The sequence below is a fragment of the Aeromicrobium sp. genome (genome assembly GCF_032084975.1).
Lineage (GTDB): Bacteria > Actinomycetota > Actinomycetes > Propionibacteriales > Nocardioidaceae > Aeromicrobium.
Map to the genome: position 1 here is coordinate 64,403 of NZ_DAMDLR010000002.1, position 19,215 is coordinate 83,617.

Below are 19,215 nucleotides of genomic sequence, written 5' to 3' on the forward strand. Positions count from 1 at the left end.
GGGCGGGAGTCGGTGTTCCTCAGCCTAGGAGTGTTGGCGCTCCCTCGCCTGTCGCATCTCGGCGGTGGTCGTCACCGGGCGCCCGCGCCGCGCGACTCGTCGATCGGCTCCTGCGGCTGCCATCCCGGCGGACCCAGGACGTAGCCGACCTTGTCGCGCCACCGTCCGGCCGCCCGCACGTCGCGGGCCATCCGGCGGTAGTCGCCGTACTGCAGCTCGAGCAGGTTGTACGTGTCGACGGGGTACGTGAGCCCGTAGCGCGGCCGCCGCACCTCCGGCTGGAACGTGCCGAACATCCGGTCCCACAGGATCAGGATGCCGCCGTAGTTCTTGTCGAGGTACTCAGGATCCGAGCCGTGGTGCACGCGGTGGTGCGACGGGGTGTTGAACACCAGCTCGATCGGTCGCGGCAGCCGGCCGACCAGCTCGGTGTGCACGAAGAACTGGTAGACCAGGTTCACCGCGAACGCGGCGAAGAGGCTCCACGGCGCGAAGCCCAGCAGCGGCAACGGCAGCCAGAAGAAGAACTCGAACCACGGGTTCCACTTCTGGCGCAGGGCCGTGCCGAAGTTCATGAACTCGCTCGAGTGGTGCGCCTGGTGCCCCGCCCAGCCGATCCGCACCCGATGGCTGAACCGGTGGTGCCAGTAGTAGCAGAAGTCCAGGCCGATGATCAGCGCCGGCCAGTACCACCACGCCGTCGTCGAGAGCTCGAACAGCGCGAAGTGCGCGAACACGAAGACGAACGCGAAGAAGGTGATCACCTTGAAGACCGTGAGGAACAGGATCGATCCGATGCCCATCGAGATCGAGGTCCGCGCGTCGCGGAACGCGTAGCCGCTGACGTTGTCGTCGTGGTCCAGCCAGCGCAGTGCCGCGAGCTCGATCGCGATGCTCAGCACGAAGAACGGGACGGCATAGGTGAGCGGGTTCCTCATCGGGTCCAACAGTTCTGCGAGCACCTCGACACACTATCGGCCCTATGACGTGGGTCACATCGGATCGGAGTAGCATCAGGCGGGCGGCCACCACCCCCGGCCGCACCCGTCCCCATCCGTCCGGCACCACCCCCGCCGCACCAGGAAGCAGGAAGACAACAGCATGAGCACCCCCAGCAGCTTCGGCACGCATCACGAGCAGGTCGTCTTCTGTCACGACGAGGCCTCCGGGCTTCGCGCGATCATCGCCCTCTACTCCACCGCCCTGGGCCCGGGCCTGGGCGGCACCCGCTTCTTCCCGTACGCCAGCGAGGCCGACGCGCTCGCGGACGTCCTCAACCTCAGCCAGGGCATGGCCTACAAGAACGCCCTCGCCGGACTCGACCTCGGCGGCGGCAAGGCCGTCATCATCGGCGATCCCCGTACCGACAAGTCCGAGGCGCTGTTGCGCGCGTACGGCCGCTTCGTGCAGTCGCTCGGCGGCCGCTACTTCACGGCGTGCGACGTGGGCACCTTCTCGGCCGACATGGACGTCGTGGCCCGCGAGTGCGACTTCGTCACCGGGCGCACCGTCGAGCACGGCGGCGCCGGGGACTCGAGCGTCCTGACCGCCTTCGGCGTCCATCAGGGGATGCGCGCTGCCGCCCAGTTCGCGTGGGGCGATGCGTCCCTGGCCGGGCGTCGCGTCGGCATCGCCGGCGTCGGCAAGGTCGGCCGCCACCTGGCCAAGCACCTGGTCGACGGCGACGCGCGCGTCGTCGTCACCGACATCGACCGCGACGCGGTCTCTCGGCTCGTCGAGCAGTACCCGTCGATCGAGGTGGCCGAGTCCACCGAGGCGCTGATCGCGGCCGACCTCGACGTCTACGCCCCGTGCGCCCTCGGCGGCGCGCTCGACGAGTCCACCGTCGAGGCCCTGACGGCGAAGGTCGTCGCGGGCGCCGCGAACAACCAGCTCGCCCACGAGGGCATCGGCAAGCTCGTCGCCGACCGCGGCATCGTCTACGCGCCGGACTACTGCGTGAACTCCGGCGGAGCCATCCAGGTCGCGGACGAGCTCGACCCGCACGGCTTCAGCTTCGACCGGGCCAAGGGTCGCGCCACGGGGATCTTCGACACCACGCTGGCGGTGCTGGAACGCGCGGCGTCCGAGGGGATCACGACCGCCGAGGCGGCCGACCGCCAGGCCGAGCAGCGCATCCGCGAGATCGGACGGTTGAGCCAGCTCCGCGTGCCGTGACGGGCCGTCGCGGGGGCAACGGCGCGACCTGACCTACGAGCGCGCGCTGTCGTCCCGGGCGACGCCGGGCACCTGGTCGCACAGAGCGAGATTTCGCTAGACGCTTTAGCCTTCTGAGCGTGAACCGCCGCGATCGACGCACCTTCCCCCTCTCCCACCTCGTCGGCCCCAAGCGCTCGATCGTCGTCGTGCTGCTCGGCCTCGTCGTGGCGGGACTGGTCATCGCCTTCGCCCCCGAGCCCGCGGGCGAGTCCTCGGCCGGGTCGAACCTGCCCGACACCGCCGAGTCCGCGCGGGCCGCGGCCACCCTGGCGGAGCTTCCGCAGGCCGAGGAGGCACCGGCGATCGTGGTCTACTCGAAGGAAGGCGGACTCGCGGGCCAGGACCTGGCCGCCCTCTCCGAGCGGTCCGAGGCGATCGCCTCCGAGCTCGGCGTCGAGGTCAGCCCGCCCGTCCCGGCCGAGGACATGTCCGCAGCCCTGGTCGCCGTGCCGTTGCCGTCCGACCTCTCGTCGGACGAGAACAAGGAGGCCGTCGCGCAGGTGCGCGAGCTCGCCGGCCAGGACCTGCCGGAGGGTGTGACGGCGGAGGTCACCGGTGCGCCCGCCGTGCAGGCCGACCTCGGTGCCGTCTTCGAGGGCGCGGACATCCGCCTGCTGGCCGTCACCGCCGGCGTCGTCGCGCTCCTGCTGATCATCACCTACCGCAGCCCGTGGCTGTGGCTCGTCCCGCTGACCGTGATCGGCGTCGGCGACCGCGTCGCCGCCCGGGCCCTCGAGGGCGTCTCGGGCGCGCTCGACGTGGGCATCGACGGCTCGATCACGGGCATCACGTCGGTCCTGGTGTTCGGCGCCGGCACCAACTACGCGCTGCTGCTGATCGCCCGCTACCGCGAGGAGCTGCGACGCCACACCTCGCGCCACGAGGCCATGCGCACGGCGGTCGGTGGCGCCGCCCCGGCGATCCTGTCCAGCTCCGGCACCGTCGTGCTGGCGCTCGCCTCGCTGCTCGTCGCGGAATCCCCGTTCGTCAGCAGCATCGGCTGGTCCGGTGCGCTCGGCATCGTGATCGCGGTGGCGTTCGCCCTGCTGGTGCTGCCGTCGGCCATGGTCCTGCCCGGCCGGTGGCTGTTCTGGCCGTTCGTCCCGCGCGAGGGCGACCCCGACCCCGCCGAGACGGGTCGCTGGTTCCGCGTGGGCCGCGCGGTCACCTCGAAGCCGTGGCCCGTCGCGATCGGCTCCCTGGCGGTCCTCGCCGCGATGGCCGCCGGCCTGCTGACCCTCAACACGGGCCTGGGCCAGAGCGAGCAGTTCCTCGACACGCCCGAGTCGATCACCGCCCAGGAGACGCTCCAGTCGGCGTTCCCGGCCGGCATCTCCTCCCCCACCACGATCGCGACCAGCCCCGATCAGGTCGAGGCCGTCGTCGCGGCGGCGAACGAGGTCGACGGCGTCGAGAGCGCCCGGCCGGCCGGAGCGTCGGGCGACATCGCCGAGGTGCAGGTCGTGCTCGGCGTCGAGCCCGAGAGCGACGCCGCCCTGACCACGATCGAGGACCTGCGCACGGCGGTGCACGATGTCGACCCGGACTCGCTCGTCGGCGGAACGGACGCGCAGGCGCTCGACGAGAACGCGACCGCTGCGGACGACCGGTCGCGCGTCATCCCGATCGTCCTGGTGATCGTCTTGGCGATGCTGCTGATCCTGCTGCGGTCGGTCGTCGCAGCCGTGGTGCTGTGTGCCACCACGGTCCTGTCGTACCTGTCCGCGCTCGGCGTCGGCTGGCTCGTGTTCGACCACGTGCTCGGTTGGTCGGCGATGGACGTCAGCACGCCCCTGCTGGCCTTCATCTTCCTGGTGGCCCTGGGCGTCGACTACAACATCTTCCTCACCGCACGCGCGCGCGAGGAGATGGCCGTGAGCCACGACGCGACCGCCTCGATCGTCAAGGCGCTCGCCGTGACCGGCGGCGTCATCACCAGCGCCGGCATCCTGCTGGCGGCCGTGTTCGCCGTGCTCGGCGTCCTGCCGCTGGTGCTGCTGGCGCAGCTGGGCGTGATCGTCGGCTTCGGCGTGCTGCTGGACACGGTCCTGGTCCGAGGCGTCGCGACGCCCGCGATCGTGTCGCTCATCGGCCGCCGGTTCTGGTGGCCGAGCAAGCTGGCCCGCTGAGGACACGCGGAACCACCGCACCATGACAACTCCCTCCGGGGAGGTCGTCAGGTGCGGTGGTCAGCGCGTGAGGCTGGGAGGGGTCGCCGCTCAACTGGCGGCAGGATCCCCCAGCTTCTTGGCGAGATCTACGTACTGATCCGGGATCGGATCACCGGACTCTCCGTGAAGTTCTCGTTCCAGATCATTGAAATCAGTGTCCAATGTCCGGTACTTGAGATCGCGAGCGACCTTGGTCTGCTTCGCTTTGGCACGGCCGCGGCCCATGGGCTCGACCCCCTCGCACTCAGTGGTTCAGTATGTCGTGCTCCCCAGCGTACCCAAACGCCCACAGAAAGCATGCAGGACCCCCGGTTCGGTGGACGACCGGACCGGAATGACACCGCTTTTTCGTCAGACGAGCGTGACCGTGCCGCCCGCTCCGTGGGCACCGGCGGCGCCGACCTCGCCCAGGATCCACGCATCGACACCGTCCCCGGCGAGCTGGGCCAAGGCCGCGTCGGCCGCGTCGGCCGCCACGATCGCGACCATGCCGACGCCCATGTTCAGGGCCTGGTCGAGATCGGCCTGGGCGACGCCGCCCAACTCGCCCACGAGGGCGAACACCGGAGCGGGGGTCCAGGAGGACCGGTCGAGACGGACCGAGACCGAACCGGGCAGGACGCGCTCGAGGTTGGCCGCGAGCCCCCCACCGGTGACGTGCGACATCGCGTGCACCTCGACGGCGTCCGCCAGCGCGAGGCACGGCTTCGTGTACAGACGCGTCGGCGTCAGCAGCTCCTCGCCCAGAGTGCGACCGAACTCGGGCACGTCACGGTCGAGCTGCCAGCCGGCGATGTCGAAGAACACGTGCCGCACGAGCGAGTAGCCGTTGGAGTGCAGGCCCGAGGCGGCCATGCCGATCACGACATCGCCGTCGCGGACCAGGTCGGCGCCCAGCAGGCGGTCGGCCTCGACGACGCCGGTCGTGGACCCCGCGATGTCGTACTCGTGCGGCTCGAGCAGACCGGGGTGCTCGGCGGTCTCGCCACCGAGCAGTGCCGTGCCGGTCTCGGCGCACGCGGCGGCGATGCCCTTGACGATGTCAGCGATGCGCTCGGGCACGACCTTGCCGCAGGCGATGTAGTCGGTCAGGAACAGCGGCTCGGCGCCGCACACGACGAGGTCGTCGACGAGCATGCCGACGAGGTCGAACCCGATCGTGTCGTGGCGGTCCATCGCCTGGGCGATCGCGACCTTGGTGCCCACACCGTCGGCACTCGTCGCCAGCAGCGGGCGCCGGTAGTCCTTCAGCGCGGAGGCGTCGAACAGCCCGGCGAAGCCGCCGATCCCGCCGACGACCTCGGGACGGGTGGCCTTGGCCACCCACTGCTTCATGAGCTCGACGGCACGGTCTCCGGCCTCGATCGAGACTCCAGCGGAGGCATAGGACGTCACTGGATCACCTTCAGCGGCTCGGTTCCGTTGGACGGCAGCTCCAGCAGGTGCTTGCCGATCAGGTCGTCGTCGGGCAGCTCGACCGGGTAGATCCCGTCGAAGCACGCCCGGCACAGGTCGTCGCCCGGGACGTTGGTGGCCTCGACGAGGTCGTCCAACTCGACGTAGGACAGGCTGTCCGCGCCGATCGACCGGCGGATCTCGTCGACGCTGAGCCCCGTGGCGATCAGCTCGGCGCGCGACGCGAAGTCGATGCCGTAGAAGCAGGGCCACTTCACGGGCGGGCTCGAGATGCGCACGTGCACCTCGGCGGCGCCGAACTCACGCAGCATCCGCACGAGGGCGCGCTGGGTGTTGCCGCGCACGATCGAGTCGTCGACGACGACCAGGCGCTTGCCCGCGATCACGTCGCGCAGCGGGTTGAGCTTCAGTCGGATGCCGAGCTGGCGGATCGTCTGGGAGGGCTGGATGAACGTCCGGCCGACGTAGGAGTTCTTGACGAGGCCGTGCCCGAAGGGGATGCCGCTCTCCTCGGCGTAGCCGATCGCCGCGGGCGTTCCCGACTCGGGCACCGGGATCACCAGGTCCGCCTCGACCGGGGCGGTGCGCGCCAGCTTGCGGCCGATGCGCTCGCGCACGCTGAACACCCGCTGGTCGTTGATCGTGGTGTCCGGCCGGGCCAGGTAGACGTACTCGAAGATGCAGCCCTTGGGCTTCGCCTCGGCGAATCGACTGCTGCGCAGGCCGTCCTGGTCGACCGCGACGAACTCGCCGGGCTCGATCTCGCGGATGTACGAGGCGCCGACGATGTCGAGGGCGGCTGTCTCACTGGCGATGACCCACCCGCGCTCGAGGCGGCCGAGCACGAGCGGGCGGATGCCCTGCGGGTCGCGTGCGGCGTACAGCGTCGTCTCGTCCATGAACACGAGCGAGAAGGCGCCCTTGAGCTGCGGCAGCACCTCGAGAGCGGCGTCCTCGACCGAGCGGTCCTGGTACGACGCGAGCAGCGAGGCCATGACCGACGTGTCGGTCGTGGCGGTCTCGCCGCGGCCGGACTTGGGGTCGCCCTCGGTGCGCGAGCGCAGCAGCCGGACGAGCTCGGCCGTGTTCGTCAGGTTGCCGTTGTGGCCGAGCGCCACCGAGCCCTGCGCCGTCGGGCGGAAGGTGGGCTGGGCGTTCTGCCAGACGCTGGCGCCGGTCGTCGAGTACCTCGCGTGACCGATGGCGATCTCGCCCTGCAAGGACTCGAGGGTGGCCTCGTCGAAGACCTGCGACACCAAGCCCATGTCCTTGTAGACGAGGATCTGGCGGCCGTTGCTGACGGCGATGCCCGCCGACTCCTGGCCACGGTGTTGGAGGGCGTAGAGCCCGAAGTAGGTGAGCTTGGCGACTTCCTCGCCGGGGGCCCAGACACCGAAGACCCCGCAGGCATCCTGCGGTCCGGCGTCACTGGGATCGAGCTCGTGGGTCAGGAGACCATCTCCGCGGGGCACTCCCCCAGTCTAGCGGCCGCCGCCGACTTCCCCGACCGGCACCGCGAGGCGAGAACGGCGATTCACTTGGCGGTCCACGCGAACGCTTCCCCCCGGGCCCCGGACGCCACTACGGTGTGACTCACATCATGCCACTCGGCCCTCAGGAGCCCGCATGACCGCCGCCACCTTCATCGCCGACTACGCCCGCCGCAGTGCCGAGGCCGCCCCCGACGATCCGGCCTGGATCTACGAGGGACGCGAGTGGACGTGGGCCCAGGCCTGGGAGTCCATCCGCCGCACGGCAGGCGCCCTGCGGGCCGAAGGACTGGGCTCCGGCGACCGGATCGCCGTCGTGGACAAGAACAACCCGGCGATCCTGCAGCTCGTGCTGGGAGCCAGCCTGATCGGCGCCTCGACCGCGATCGTCAACTGGCGCCTCGCCGGCGACGAGCTGGACTACACGATCAACGACGCCGGCGCGAGGCTGCTGTTCGTCGGGCAGGACCTGCTGGAGCAGGTCGACGTCATCCGCGACCGGCTCACCACGGTCGAGCGGTCCGTCGTGCTCGGCGGCGAGGACGACGAGTTCGACGCGTGGCAGTCCGCCGGCGAGGAGCTCGACCAGGCCGAGGGCTCGAGTGTCGACGACCCGATCGTGATCATGTACAGCTCGGGCACGACCGGCCGGCCCAAGGGCGTCGTGCTGACCCAGCGCAACCTGGTCGCCCACACCGAGAGCGCCGACACGGGCATCGAGTACGGCGAGAACGCCAAGATGCTGGTCGCGATGCCGATGTTCCACGTCGGCGGCACGTCGTACGCGATGTTCGGGATCAAGAACCGGGTGCCGGGGCACGTCATCCGCGACGTCGAGCCCGGCGCGCTGGCCGGCGCGATGATGGCGGGTGTCACCCACGCGTTCCTGGTCCCGGCGGTCGTGGCGATGCTGCTGCAGGCCGGCCCGGACGCGATGAGGCTGTTCAGCGGGCTGCGCGCGTTCTCGTACGGCGCCGCGCCGATGCCGCTCACGATCCTGCGTGGCGCCCAGGAGCACTGGCCGGACACCGCGTTCTACCAGGTCTACGGCCTGACGGAGTTCTGCGGCGTCGTGACGATGCTGCACGACGACGAGCACCGCGACCTCGACCATCCCGAGCGCCTGCTGTCCGCCGGGAAGCCGATCCCGGGAGTCGAGGCTCGCGTCGTCGACCCCGCCACGCTGAGCGACGTCGAGACGGGCCGGCCGGGCGAGCTGTGGTTCCGCACCGCCCAGGCGACCCCGGGCTACCACGGCAAGCCCGAGGCGACCGCCGAGATCTACGCCGAGGACGGCTGGGTGCGGACGGGCGACATCGGCCGGATGGACGCGGACGGCTACGTCTACGTCGAGGACCGGATCAAGGACATGATCATCACCGGCGGCGAGAACGTGTACTCCCCCGAGGTCGAGCGCGTCCTGTCCGAGCACCCCTCGCTGCTCGAGGTGGCGATCATCGGCGTGCCCGACGAGACATGGGGCGAGTCGGTCAAGGCCGTCGTGGCGCTCAAGCCCGGCGAGCGGGCGACCGAGGCCGAGATCATCGCCTGGGCGCGCGAGCACCTCGCCCACTACAAGGTGCCGCGGTCCATCGACATCGTCGAGCTGCTGCCGCGGAACCCCTCGGGCAAGATCCTCAAGCGCGACCTGCGCAAGCCCTACTGGGCCGACGGCCGCCAGGTCTGAGCGTCACGAGACGGACTCGATGACGACGTCGCGCGCGGGGTTGACCCCGTCCGGGGCGTTGCCGTCGGCCTCGATCTCGCGGGCCACGGCCAGTCCGGCGTCGTCGACCTCGCCGAACACCGTGTACGCGGCGGGCAGCTCGGAGTCGGCCAGGACGATGAAGAACTGCGACCCGTTGGTGTCAGGCCCCGAGTTCGCCATCGCGAGGGTTCCGGCCGTGTACTTCTCGTCGCCGGTCAGCTCGTCCTCGAAGCGGTAGCCCGGACCGCCCGTGCCGTTGCCCGCCGGGTCACCGCACTGGAGCACGAACCCGGGCACCAGTCGGTGGCACTTCGTCCCGTCGAAGTAGCCCTGCTCCGCGAGGGAGACGAAGTTGCCGACCGTGCACGGCGTGGCGTCGGGCGTGAGCGTCACGGCGATGTCGCCCCGGTTGGTCGCGATCGTCAGCGACTCGGCCGACTTCGGGTCGGCCGGCGGGGTCTCGGCCGCCTTCGCCGCCGACCCCTCCTTGACGTACTCGCACGCGCCGGCGGCACTCGAGTCGGAGTCGTCCGCGCCGCCGCAGGCGGCCAGGGCGGGAACGACGAGGGCGAGCAGGAGGAGACGGGTCAGACGCATGCGCCGACTCTAGCCAGCCCCGCTCCCGACGAGCGGCAGCAGCGGCGAGAGGTCGGACCGCTCGCCGCTGGCGCGGACCGGAGCGCCCTCCCACGCCATCAGGCCGCGTGCCAACGCGATCCACGTCTGGGGGTCGGTCTCGACGACGGCCGGGGGCGTGCCCCGGGTGTGGCTCGCCCCCGCGACGCACTGGATGGCCGCGAACGGCGGGATCCGGACCTCGACGCTGTGCCCGGGCGCCTTGCGCTGGAGCAGGGCCAAGAGGTGCTTGGTGGCCGCCTTCAGGTCCGCCCGATCGGCCGTCCCCGCGTCGATGCGGGTGCAGATCGAGGCGAACTCGGCCGGGTCGATCGGGGTCAGTGCTCGCGCCACGCGGCCACCCTAGCCCGCCCGGAACGGGCATGATGGGGCCATGACTCACGAGCGCGCGGGCCGCCCGGCCCAGCCGGAGGACCTGGTCGACCTGGCGCACCTGGTGACCGCGTACTACACGCTGAGGCCAGACCCCGACGTCGTCGACCAGCAGGTGGCCTTCGGCACGAGCGGTCATCGCGGATCCAGCCTCGCGACCGCGTTCAACGAGGACCACATCGCGGCGACGACGCAGGCGATCTGCGAGTACCGCGCCCGGCAGGGCATCGACGGGCCGCTCTTTCTCGGGCGGGACACGCACGCGCTGTCCGAGCCGGCCTGGGCGACCGCGATCGAGGTCCTGGTGGGCAACGAGGTCGAGGTCCTGGTCGACGACCGCGACGGCTTCACCCCGACCCCCGCCGTCTCGCACGCCATCGTGCGCGCCAACCGCGGACGCACGACGGGACTGGCCGACGGCATCGTGGTGACGCCGTCGCACAACCCGCCCGCCGACGGCGGCTTCAAGTACAACCCGCCGCACGGCGGGCCCGCCGACAGCGACGCGACCTCAGCCATCGCCGCGCGGGCCAACGAGCTGATCGCGGCCGGCCTGGCCGGCGTGCAGCGAGTGCCGTTCAGCCGTGCGCGCGCCGCGTGCGGGACCCACGACTTCCTGGGCACGTACGTCGACGACCTGCCCGACGTCGTCGACCTCGACGCCATCCGGTCGAGCGGGGTGCGGATCGGCGCCGACCCGCTCGGCGGCGCCAGCGTGGACTACTGGGGTGCGATCGCCGAACACCACCGCCTCGACCTGACGGTCGTCAACCCGCTGGTCGATGGCACGTTCCGGTTCATGAGCCTGGACTGGGACGGCAAGATCCGGATGGACTGCTCGTCCCCGCACGCGATGGCGTCCCTCATCGAGCAGGCCCACCGCTTCGACGTGGCCACCGGCAACGACGCGGACTCGGACCGGCACGGCATCGTCACGCCCGACGGCGGGCTGATGAACCCGAACCACTTCCTGGCGGTGGCGATCGCGCACCTGTTCGGCGGCGCACGTCCCGACTGGCCGTCCGGCGCGCAGATCGGCAAGACCCTGGTGTCCTCGTCGATGATCGACCGGGTGGCGCAGCAGGTCGGCCGACCGCTCGTCGAGGTTCCCGTCGGGTTCAAGTGGTTCGTCCCCGGGCTGATCGACGGGACACTCGGGTTCGGCGGCGAGGAGTCCGCCGGCGCCGCGTTCCTGCGCCGCGACGGCGGCGTCTGGACGACCGACAAGGACGGCATCGTCCTGGCGCTGCTGGCGGCGGAGATCATCGCCACCACCGGGCAGACCCCTAGCGCCCTGTACCGCGAGCTGACCGAGCGCCACGGGCAGCCGGCCTACGCCCGCATCGACGCCCCGGCCGACCGCGACCAGAAGGCTCGGCTGGGCGCCCTGACGAGCCAGGACATCGACGCCACCGAGCTGGCCGGTGAGCCCATCACGGCGGTGCTGACCGAGGCGCCGGGCAACGGCGCCGGGATCGGCGGCGTCAAGGTGACCACCGAGTCCGCGTGGTTCGCGGCCCGCCCGTCGGGCACCGAGGACGTCTACAAGATCTACGCGGAGTCGTTCCGCGGACCCGACCACCTGGCCGAGGTGCAGGACGCCGCCAAGGCCGTCGTCGACGAGGCCCTCGGTTCCCGCTGAGTGGTCAGCCGAACGGCCAGCGCCCGTCGGGGATCGTGAGTCCGCGACCCAGCTCGTGGGCGCGACGGTTCCAGTCCATCGTGCGGGCGGCGATCCAGTAGCGCTGCTGCGCCATCAGCATCGGCAGCGTGGACGCCACGACCTGCGGGAACGACGTGCCCATCGTGATCGCCAGCTCGCGGGCGGCGCGGGCGTCGTGCGCCGCGTCGTGGGCCTTGTCGAGCCGCACGCCGTAGTGCGTCGCGACGTCGCTGAGCCGGCGCTGGCCGCGACGCTCGCGGTCGACGCCCCAGTCGATGACGAAGGGATCGACGACCAGCAGCGCGTCCCAGTCGGGCTGGTCGAGCCCGTGACGGTCCGCCTCGGCCCGCAGCAGCGTCAGGTCGAACGGGGCGTTGTAGACCACGAGGCCGATGTGGCGCTGCACGAGGTCGTGCACCCACGCCAGCACGGGCCGCAGCGCCTGGGCGGACATCGGCGAGGACGCCAGGTCCGAGGCCGTGATGCCGTGGATGTCGGCGGAGGACTCCGGGATCGGGACGCCCGGGTTGACCATGCCCATCAGGTCGCCGCCGACGTCCGACAGCGCCGCGAAGCTGAGGATCCGGTCGCGGTGCGGGTCGACGCCCGTCGTCTCGAAGTCCAGCGAGGCCAACGGCTGGCGGTACCAGGCGCTGGTGTCGTCCAACGGGGGCAGGACGTTCTTGGCGCGCCGGCCCGTACCGGTGCGGACCGGCTCCACGGCGGGCTTGGGGGACGCGTCAGGCATGGGGCGGTTCCTCTCGGTGCAACTCGTTCGACTCGGCCTCTCCCGCTCGGGATGCGGCATCGCGCTCGGCCAGCGTGCCCTCGAGCCGGCTGACCTGTGCCTTGCGGCGACGTGCTGACCACAGCATGCCGCTCAGGGCCACAGCGGCGGCGGCGCCGGCGATCGCACCGAACAGGGTCGCCCACTGGAATCCCGGGGCGCGGGAGACCAGGGCGATCCAGCCGGCGTCGGACGCGCTGTTGTCGCCGAGGCTGATCGCGAGGGTGAGCCAGTTGGGCGCCGCGAGCGCGACGGCGAGGACGACCACGCCGATCTTCCACGGCCACTTCAGGAACGGGCGCCGTGCCTGCCACGCGACGAGCACCGGGAGGAAGCTGAAGACGAAGCCGTAGAACAGGCCCCAGAAGATGCCGACGGTCATCCGCCCGTCGACCTGGTCGCCGATGCGCTGGCCCCACCACCGCGGCAGTGCCGCCGCGAGGATGCCGTAGACGATCCACGCCACCACGACGATGACCAGGGCCACGACGATGCGCCGCACCCAGACCTCGCCGACCGTGCGATCGCCCGGTCCCGTGGCGGCCGGCTGACCGGCGGAGCGGGAGTTCGCGGGGTCGGCCATGGGACCATTCTGACACTCACCCCAGACCCTGGACAGGGGCCTCTCCGCTAGGCTTTGCCGCAAGCCCATGGTCTTCCTCGTCGCGCTGCACTTTCTCGCCGCGGCGGTTTCCCCTGCACTGGTCCGCATGCTGGATCGACGTGCCTTCCTGGTTCTCGCGCTGGTCCCAGCAGCCTCATTCGTGTGGCTCCTCGGCCCCGTCTCGGACGCCACGAACGGCACGGCGACGTACGAGCACCGGGCCTGGGTCGGCACCATCGGGCTCGACATCGACCTCGCGGTCAACGCCCTCAGCGGGATCGTCGCGCTGCTCGTCACCGGGGTCGGCGCGCTCGTCCTGGTGTACTGCGCGTGGTATTTCCGGCCCCATGACCCCGAGATCTGGCGCTTCTCCGGCGTCCTGACCGGCTTCGCCGGGGCGATGCTCGGCCTGGTCCTGGCCGACAACGTCTACCTGCTCTACATCTTCTGGGAGCTCACGACCGTCCTGTCGTTCCTGCTGATCGGCCACAACCCCGAGCGCCGCGCCAACCGTCGTGCCGCGGTGACCGCCCTGATCGTCACCACGTTCGGCGGCCTCGCGATGCTGGTCGGACTCGTGGGGCTGCACCTGCTCAGCGGCACCCCACGGCTGAGCGAGATCCTCGCCGAGCCGCCCGACGCCGGCGCCGCCCTCACCGCCTCGATCGCCCTCGTGCTGGTGGGCGCCCTGTCCAAGTCGGCCCTGGTCCCCTTCCATTTCTGGCTCCCCGGCGCGATGGCCGCCCCGACGCCCGTCAGCGCGTACCTGCACGCGGCCGCGATGGTGAAGGCCGGCGTCTACCTGATCGCGCTGCTGGCCCCCGTCTTCGCCGACACCCCCGGGTGGCGGCCGGTCCTGATCGGCCTCGGCATCGCCACGATGATCCTGGGCGGCCTGCGGGCACTGCGCCAGTACGACATCAAGCTGCTGCTGGCCTACGGCACCGTGAGCCAGCTGGGCTTCCTCGTGGCCGTCGTCGGCGCCGGCACGCGATCGGCCGCGTTCGCCGGCCTGGCACTGCTGTGCGCCCACGGGCTGTTCAAGTCCGCCCTCTTCCTCGTCGTGGGCATCATCGACCGCTCCGTCGGTACCCGCGACCTGCGCGACCTCTCGGGGATGCGCCAGGCGCGTCCCGCGTTGTTCGTCATCACGGTCGTGGCCGCCGCATCGATGGCCGGCCTGCCCGTCCTGTTCGGCTTCACCGCCAAGGAAGCGGCGTTCGCGGCCTTCCTCGACCTGGGCGAGGACCTCGGCCACCCGGGCTGGGGCATGGCCGCGCTCGCCGGCATCGTGCTCGGCTCGGTGCTGACGGTCGCCTACTCGGCCCGCTTCGTCTGGGGTGCCTTCGCCGACAAGCCCGGCGCCGAGCCCTGCCGGCCGCGGGCGTTCTCGTGGGGATTCACGGCCGTCCCGGGGGTGCTGGCCTCGCTCAGCCTCGTGACCGGACTCGCCGGCCCCTTCCTGACACCCAGGATCGCGTCGTACTCCGAGGCCTACCCGGCCGGCGCGCACGAGGCCATCCTGACGCTGTGGCACGGCTTCACCCCCGCGCTGGCCCTGTCGGTCGTCGCGGTCGTCGCGGGCCTGGCCCTGTACGTCGGGCGGCACCCCGTCGCCGCGGCCCAGCACGCCATCGTCGACCGGCTGCCGATGCCGGACGCCGAACGCGCCTACCAAGCGGTCATGCGCGGCGTCGACCGCCTCGCGGTCGAGGTCACCGGCCGGACCCAGCGTGGCTCGCTCCCCGTCTACCTGGGCATCATCCTGGTCACCTTGGTGATCGTGCCGGGCTCGGCGCTCATCCGTGCGTGGGAGACGCCCGACGTGCGCGTCTCGGACAACTCGCTGCAGATCGTCGCCGGTCTGATCATCATCGCCGCGGGCATCTTCACCGTCCGCTCCCGCCGGCGCCTGCGCGCCGTGCTGCTGCTGGGCGTCACGGGCTACGGCACCGCCATCCTCTTCGTCGCCCACGGCGCCCCCGACCTGGCCCTCACGCAGGCGCTGGTCGAGACCTTCCTGCTCGTGACGTTCGTCCTGGTGCTGCGGCGACTCCCCCCGTTCTTCAGTGATCGCCCCTTCAACATCGCTCGCTGGTGGCGCGTCGGGGTCGGCACCGCCACGGGCGCGGCCGTGGCCGGCTTCGCGTTCGTCGCGACCAACGCGCGCACCCATCCGCCGATCTCGCAGGGCTGGGCCGAGCCGGCCTACGAGTACGGCGGGGGCAAGAACATCGTCAACGTCGCACTGGTCGACATCCGCGCGTGGGACACGATCGGCGAGCTGAGCGTCCTGGTCGTCGCGGCCACCGGCATCGCCAGCCTGATCTTCCTGCTGACCGACCGCTCCGGCCGTCAGGTGCGCCCGCGACGCGTCGTGACCCCCGACTCGAACGCGTGGCTCGCCGCCAACCTGCACGACCAGCGACGCTCGATCGTCTTCGAGATCGTCACCCGGCTGGTCTTCCACACCGTCGTGCTGTTCTCGGTCTACCTGATGATCTCCGGGCACAACTCGCCCGGCGGCGGCTTCGCCGGCGGCCTGATCGCCGGGCTCGCGCTGATGATCCGCTACCTCGCCGGCGGCCGCGAGGAGCTCGACAACGCGGCGCCGGTCGACGCCGGCCTCGTGCTGGGCACCGGCCTGGCCACCGCGGCGCTCTCGGCCCTCATGCCGACACTGCTCGGCGGCGGCGTCCTGCAGAGCGCGATCATCGACATCCCGATCCCGGTGCTGGGCGAGCTGCACCTGGTGACGTCGGTCTTCTTCGACATCGGCGTCTACCTGGTCGTCGTCGGTCTGTCCCTGGACGTGCTGCGCAGCCTCGGCAGCGGCATCGACGCCCACATCGAGAACGAAGAGGACCCCGACCCCACCCGCGAGGTGACCGCATGACCGCCAACCTCACCCTGATCGCGGTCGTCGGCATGCTCGTCGGCTGCGGGACGACGCTCATCCTCGAGCGCAGCCTGACCCGCATCCTCGTGGGCTTCGTGCTGATCGGCAACGGCCTGAACGTGCTGTTCCTGGTCGCCTCCGGGCCGGCCGGTTCAGCCCCCATTCTGGGACTCTCGTCCGAGCGCATGTCCGATCCCCTGCCGCAGGCCATGGCGCTCACGGCGATCGTCATCACGCTCGGCACCACCGCCTTCGGGCTCGCGCTGGCCTACCGGGCCTGGCAGCTCACGGGCACCGACGACGTCCAGGACGACCTCGAGGACGACCTGATCCGCCGGCGCGCCGAGCGCGACCAGGTCTCCGCGACGTTCGTCGAGGCCGACGACACCGAGCTGCCCGACGAGGCGTACCTCGGCGACGACGACTCCGATGCGGTCACCATCGCGACGGAGGTGCGCCGCCCGTGAGCGACACGCTCTTCGACCAGCTGGTGCTCGCGCCGGTGCTGCTGCCGCTGCTCGGCGCTGGCCTGTGCCTGGCGTTCGGCCGGTTCGCCGGGGCCCAGCGACTCATCAGCATCATCACGCTGCTCGCGGTCGTCGCGTCGGCGTCCGTGCTGCTCTACCGCGCCGACCAGTACGGACCGCAGTCGTTCAACGTGGGCGGCTGGCCGGCCGAGATCGGCATCAGCCTCGTGGCCGACCGCCTCAGCTCGCTGCTGTTGCTGATCTCCACAATCGTCACGCTGTGCGTGCTGCTGTACACGATCGGTCAGGGCATCGTGGAGTTCGGGCGCGACACTCCCCTGTCGGTCTTCTACCCGACGTTCCTCGTGCTGAGCGCCGGCGTCTCGAACGCGTTCCTCTCGGCCGACCTGTTCAACCTGTTCGTCGGCTTCGAGATCCTGCTGGCCTCGTCCTACGTGCTGATCACGCTCGGCGGCACCGAGGCGCGCGTGCGATCGGGCACGATCTACATCATCGTCAGCCTCGCCTCCTCGGCGCTGTTCCTGATCGCGCTGGCCTCGATCTACGCCGCGACCGGCACGGTCAACTTCGCGCAGCTGGCCCAGCGACTACCCGAGCTGCCCGACAACGTCGGCACCCTCCTGCAGCTCATGCTGCTGCTGACGTTCGCCGTGAAAGCGGCGGTGTTCCCGCTGTCGGCGTGGCTCCCCGACTCCTACCCGACCGCGCCGGCACCGGTGACCGCGGTGTTCGCGGGACTGCTCACCAAGGTCGGCGTCTACGCGATGCTGCGCACCCAGACCCTGCTGTTCCCGGCCCACGAGCTGCGCACCCTGCTGCTGTGGGCGTCGATCCTCACGATGGTCGTGGGCATCCTCGGCGCCATCGCCCAGTCGGACATCAAACGTGTGCTGTCGTTCACCCTGGTGAGCCACATCGGCTACATGCTGTTCGGCATCGCGCTCGCCAGCGAGCTGGGCGTCGCCGGAGCGATCTTCTACATCGTCCACCACATCACCGTGCAGACGACGCTCTTCCTGGTCGCCGGCCTGATCGAGTACCGCTCGGGCACGACCAACCTCGACCGCATCGGGGGCATGGCCCGACACGCGCCCGTGCTGTCGATCCTGTTCTTCGTGCCGGCCATGAACCTGGCGGGCATCCCGCCGTTCTCGGGCTTCCTGGGCAAGCTCGCGCTGCTCGAGGCCGGTGCCGACCAGGGCGACTGGCTCGCGCTCGCCGGCGTGGCGGCCGCCGTCGTCACCAGCCTGCTGACGCTGTACGCGATGGCCAAGATCTGGAACCGCGCCTTCTGGCAGCCCTCCGGCGAGGCCGAGGGCGACACGCCGGTGCCGTTCAGCCCGATGGCCTTCGGTGGCTCGCTGCACGGCCGCAGCGGCATCTCGACCGCCACCCAGCGCGAGACGACCTGGGAGACCGACACCGAGGGCGAGCGGCTGCCGATGCGAATGGCCCTGCCGACGATGGCGCTGGGGCTGGTCACCGTGATGCTCACCGTCTTCGCCTCGCCGCTGTTCGCCCTGGCCGAGCGGGCCTCCGACGAGCTGCACGAGCGCACCCCGTACATCGAGGCGGTGCTGGGCGATGACTGATCGCGTCCGCGGCCTGCACACGTGGCAGCTGCCCGTCATCGCCTGGCTGACCGTGGTCTGGCTCCTGCTGTGGGGCGAGATCACGCCCATCAACCTGATCGGCGGGATCATCGTCAGCTGCCTCATCATGGCGGTGTTCCCGTTCCCCCGGGTCTCAGTCGAGGGGACCCTGCGCCCGTGGGGCACGATCGTGCTGCTCTCGCGGTTCCTCTACGACCTCTCGGTGGCCAGCTTCCACGTCGGCTGGCTCGCCATCCGGCCCCAGGCGCCGCCGCGCAGCGCGGTCATCCTGGTCAACCTCGTCAGCGGCTCCGAGCTGCGCCAGACCCTCACCGGCGAGTTGATCTCGCTCGTGCCGGGCTCGCTGCTGATCGAGCTCGACTCCGAGGGCAGGCGGATGTGGCTCCACGTGCTCGACGCCGACACCCCCGAGAAGGTCGCCACGGCGCGCCGCAAGGCGGTCGCCCAGGAGCACCGCCTCCTGCAGGCGATCGGCACGGCCGACGAGGTGGCCGACAGCGAACGACGACTGCGGGAGAAAGCATGACCTTCGTGGCCTACGTGTGTGCCGTGCTGCTGGGCCTGACCGGCATCCTGTGCATCGTCCGGATCGTCCGCGGTCCCACGATGCTCGACCGCACGATCGCCGCCGACGTCTTCGTCGCGGCCTGCGTGGGCGCGATCGGCGTAGAGGCGGCGATCGGCCGGCACAGCACCACACTGCCGATCCTGGTGGCGCTCGCGCTGATCGCCTTCCTCGGGTCGGTCAGCATCGCGCGGTACGCCGCGCACTCGGGCGGGAGCACCCAGCGGTGAGCGCGGGATCGGTCATCGACGTCATTGCCGGCGCGCTGCTCATCATGGGCGCCGGGTTCGCGTTCGTGGCGGCGATCGGCGTCGTGCGCTTCCCCAACCTGCTGACGCGCATGCATGCCGCGACCAAGCCCCAGACGTTCGGGTTGCTGCTGATCCTCGCCGGCCTAGCGCTGCGGATCGAGAGCATCAGCGACCTGACCCTCGTGGCCGTCGTGGCGATGTTCCAGCTGCTGACCGCCCCGGTCTCGGCGCACATGGTCGGCCGGGCGTCGTTCCGCGCCGGTCAGGTCAACCGCGAGGAGCTGACGGTCGACGAAGCCGACTGACGCTCTGGGCAGGGGGCTGCCGGAGCC

At 71.0% G+C, this 19,215-nt stretch carries 18 protein-coding genes; 10 read left to right on the forward strand and 8 right to left on the reverse strand.

The features are described from left to right. Positions 1 to 71 precede the first annotated feature (71 nt). Positions 72 to 962 (reverse strand): sterol desaturase family protein, encoded by an 891-nt coding sequence (locus RT323_RS00995; protein WP_313404236.1) that lies wholly within the window; start codon positions 960 to 962, stop codon positions 72 to 74. A 139-nt stretch (positions 963 to 1,101) separates the two neighbouring features. Between RT323_RS00995 and RT323_RS01000 the strand changes: the two genes are divergently transcribed. Together RT323_RS01000 and RT323_RS01005 are read left to right on the forward strand one after the other, a co-directional pair. After that, entirely contained in the window at positions 1,102 to 2,178 is a 1,077-nt protein-coding gene (locus RT323_RS01000; RefSeq protein ID WP_313404238.1) for a Glu/Leu/Phe/Val dehydrogenase dimerization domain-containing protein, read from the forward strand. A 119-nt stretch (positions 2,179 to 2,297) separates the two neighbouring features. After that, positions 2,298 to 4,349: an MMPL family transporter gene (locus RT323_RS01005; protein WP_313404240.1), complete on the forward strand. Its 2,052-nt coding sequence runs from the start codon at positions 2,298 to 2,300 to the stop codon at positions 4,347 to 4,349. A 90-nt stretch (positions 4,350 to 4,439) separates the two neighbouring features. Here RT323_RS01005 and RT323_RS01010 read toward each other — a convergent pair whose 3' ends face one another. The 3 genes from RT323_RS01010 to purF all read right to left on the reverse strand — a co-directional run bounded on the left by RT323_RS01010 (position 4,440) and on the right by purF (position 7,279). Further along, positions 4,440 to 4,616, reverse strand: coding sequence for a DUF3073 domain-containing protein (locus RT323_RS01010; RefSeq protein ID WP_078699958.1), 177 nt, complete (start codon positions 4,614 to 4,616; stop codon positions 4,440 to 4,442). A 126-nt stretch (positions 4,617 to 4,742) separates the two neighbouring features. Then, a complete protein-coding gene (gene purM / locus RT323_RS01015; protein ID WP_313404247.1) occupies positions 4,743 to 5,786 on the reverse strand; it encodes a phosphoribosylformylglycinamidine cyclo-ligase in 1,044 nt (347 codons plus the stop codon). Then, positions 5,783 to 7,279, reverse strand: coding sequence for an amidophosphoribosyltransferase (gene purF / locus RT323_RS01020; RefSeq protein ID WP_313404249.1), 1,497 nt, complete (start codon positions 7,277 to 7,279; stop codon positions 5,783 to 5,785). Before purF ends, purM begins: the two co-directional genes overlap by 4 nt. 154 nt (positions 7,280 to 7,433) lie before the next feature. Here purF and RT323_RS01025 point away from each other — a divergent pair, with 154 nt between their 5' ends. Further along, positions 7,434 to 8,984 (forward strand): long-chain-fatty-acid--CoA ligase, encoded by a 1,551-nt coding sequence (locus tag RT323_RS01025; protein WP_313404250.1) that lies wholly within the window; start codon positions 7,434 to 7,436, stop codon positions 8,982 to 8,984. Between the two features lie 3 nt (positions 8,985 to 8,987). Here the strand turns inward: RT323_RS01025 and RT323_RS01030 are convergent, their stop codons facing one another. Then, positions 8,988 to 9,602 carry a peptidylprolyl isomerase gene (locus RT323_RS01030; protein WP_313404252.1) on the reverse strand — a complete coding sequence of 205 codons (615 nt, stop codon included), beginning with the start codon at positions 9,600 to 9,602 and terminating at the stop codon, positions 8,988 to 8,990. Positions 9,603 to 9,611: 9 nt separating this feature from the next. Beyond that, the gene (locus RT323_RS01035) at positions 9,612 to 9,974 is read right to left on the reverse strand and encodes a sterol carrier family protein (RefSeq protein WP_313404254.1); all 363 of its coding nucleotides are present in this window, start codon (positions 9,972 to 9,974) and stop codon (positions 9,612 to 9,614) included. Between the two features lie 40 nt (positions 9,975 to 10,014). Between RT323_RS01035 and pgm the strand changes: the two genes are divergently transcribed. After that, positions 10,015 to 11,655, forward strand: a complete 1,641-nt coding sequence (pgm, locus tag RT323_RS01040) for a phosphoglucomutase (alpha-D-glucose-1,6-bisphosphate-dependent) (RefSeq protein WP_313404256.1) — start codon at positions 10,015 to 10,017, stop codon at positions 11,653 to 11,655. 4 nt (positions 11,656 to 11,659) lie between these two features. Here pgm and RT323_RS01045 read toward each other — a convergent pair whose 3' ends face one another. Together RT323_RS01045 and RT323_RS01050 are read right to left on the reverse strand one after the other, a co-directional pair. Beyond that, positions 11,660 to 12,424 carry an exonuclease domain-containing protein gene (locus RT323_RS01045; protein ID WP_313404258.1) on the reverse strand — a complete coding sequence of 255 codons (765 nt, stop codon included), beginning with the start codon at positions 12,422 to 12,424 and terminating at the stop codon, positions 11,660 to 11,662. Further along, a complete protein-coding gene (locus RT323_RS01050; RefSeq protein ID WP_313404259.1) occupies positions 12,417 to 13,046 on the reverse strand; it encodes a hypothetical protein in 630 nt (209 codons plus the stop codon). Before RT323_RS01050 ends, RT323_RS01045 begins: the two co-directional genes overlap by 8 nt. 67 nt (positions 13,047 to 13,113) lie before the next feature. Between RT323_RS01050 and RT323_RS01055 the strand changes: the two genes are divergently transcribed. The 6 genes from RT323_RS01055 to mnhG are packed head-to-tail and all read left to right on the forward strand — an operon-like array spanning position 13,114 to position 19,188. Beyond that, the gene (locus RT323_RS01055; protein ID WP_313404260.1) at positions 13,114 to 15,963 is read left to right on the forward strand and encodes a Na+/H+ antiporter subunit A; all 2,850 of its coding nucleotides are present in this window, start codon (positions 13,114 to 13,116) and stop codon (positions 15,961 to 15,963) included. After that, on the forward strand, positions 15,960 to 16,433 hold the full coding sequence (locus RT323_RS01060) for a Na(+)/H(+) antiporter subunit C (protein WP_313404261.1): 474 nt from the start codon (positions 15,960 to 15,962) through the stop codon (positions 16,431 to 16,433). Before RT323_RS01055 ends, RT323_RS01060 begins: the two co-directional genes overlap by 4 nt. Continuing rightward, entirely contained in the window at positions 16,430 to 18,046 is a 1,617-nt protein-coding gene (locus RT323_RS01065; protein ID WP_313404262.1) for a Na+/H+ antiporter subunit D, read from the forward strand. Before RT323_RS01060 ends, RT323_RS01065 begins: the two co-directional genes overlap by 4 nt. Further along, a complete protein-coding gene (locus tag RT323_RS01070; RefSeq protein WP_313404263.1) occupies positions 18,039 to 18,593 on the forward strand; it encodes a Na+/H+ antiporter subunit E in 555 nt (184 codons plus the stop codon). The genes RT323_RS01065 and RT323_RS01070 overlap by 8 nt, the downstream gene beginning before the upstream one ends. Beyond that, positions 18,590 to 18,862 carry a monovalent cation/H+ antiporter complex subunit F gene (locus tag RT323_RS01075; protein ID WP_313404265.1) on the forward strand — a complete coding sequence of 91 codons (273 nt, stop codon included), beginning with the start codon at positions 18,590 to 18,592 and terminating at the stop codon, positions 18,860 to 18,862. The genes RT323_RS01070 and RT323_RS01075 overlap by 4 nt, the downstream gene beginning before the upstream one ends. Beyond that, positions 18,859 to 19,188: a monovalent cation/H(+) antiporter subunit G gene (gene mnhG / locus RT323_RS01080; protein ID WP_313404267.1), complete on the forward strand. Its 330-nt coding sequence runs from the start codon at positions 18,859 to 18,861 to the stop codon at positions 19,186 to 19,188. The genes RT323_RS01075 and mnhG overlap by 4 nt, the downstream gene beginning before the upstream one ends. The last annotated feature ends 27 nt before the right edge of the window (positions 19,189 to 19,215 follow it).

Coding starts and splice junctions, on each gene's coding strand:
- RT323_RS01055 (WP_313404260.1), top strand. CDS start 13,114: ATGGTCTTCCTCGTCGCGCTGCACTTTCTCGCCGCGGCGGTTTCCCCT.
- RT323_RS01060 (WP_313404261.1), top strand. CDS start 15,960: ATGACCGCCAACCTCACCCTGATCGCGGTCGTCGGCATGCTCGTCGGC.
- RT323_RS01070 (WP_313404263.1), top strand. CDS start 18,039: ATGACTGATCGCGTCCGCGGCCTGCACACGTGGCAGCTGCCCGTCATC.
- RT323_RS01045 (WP_313404258.1), bottom strand. CDS start 12,424: ATGCCTGACGCGTCCCCCAAGCCCGCCGTGGAGCCGGTCCGCACCGGT.
- RT323_RS01050 (WP_313404259.1), bottom strand. CDS start 13,046: ATGGCCGACCCCGCGAACTCCCGCTCCGCCGGTCAGCCGGCCGCCACG.
- pgm (WP_313404256.1), top strand. CDS start 10,015: ATGACTCACGAGCGCGCGGGCCGCCCGGCCCAGCCGGAGGACCTGGTC.
- RT323_RS01075 (WP_313404265.1), top strand. CDS start 18,590: ATGACCTTCGTGGCCTACGTGTGTGCCGTGCTGCTGGGCCTGACCGGC.
- RT323_RS01000 (WP_313404238.1), top strand. CDS start 1,102: ATGAGCACCCCCAGCAGCTTCGGCACGCATCACGAGCAGGTCGTCTTC.
- RT323_RS01010 (WP_078699958.1), bottom strand. CDS start 4,616: ATGGGCCGCGGCCGTGCCAAAGCGAAGCAGACCAAGGTCGCTCGCGAT.
- RT323_RS01025 (WP_313404250.1), top strand. CDS start 7,434: ATGACCGCCGCCACCTTCATCGCCGACTACGCCCGCCGCAGTGCCGAG.
- RT323_RS01030 (WP_313404252.1), bottom strand. CDS start 9,602: ATGCGTCTGACCCGTCTCCTCCTGCTCGCCCTCGTCGTTCCCGCCCTG.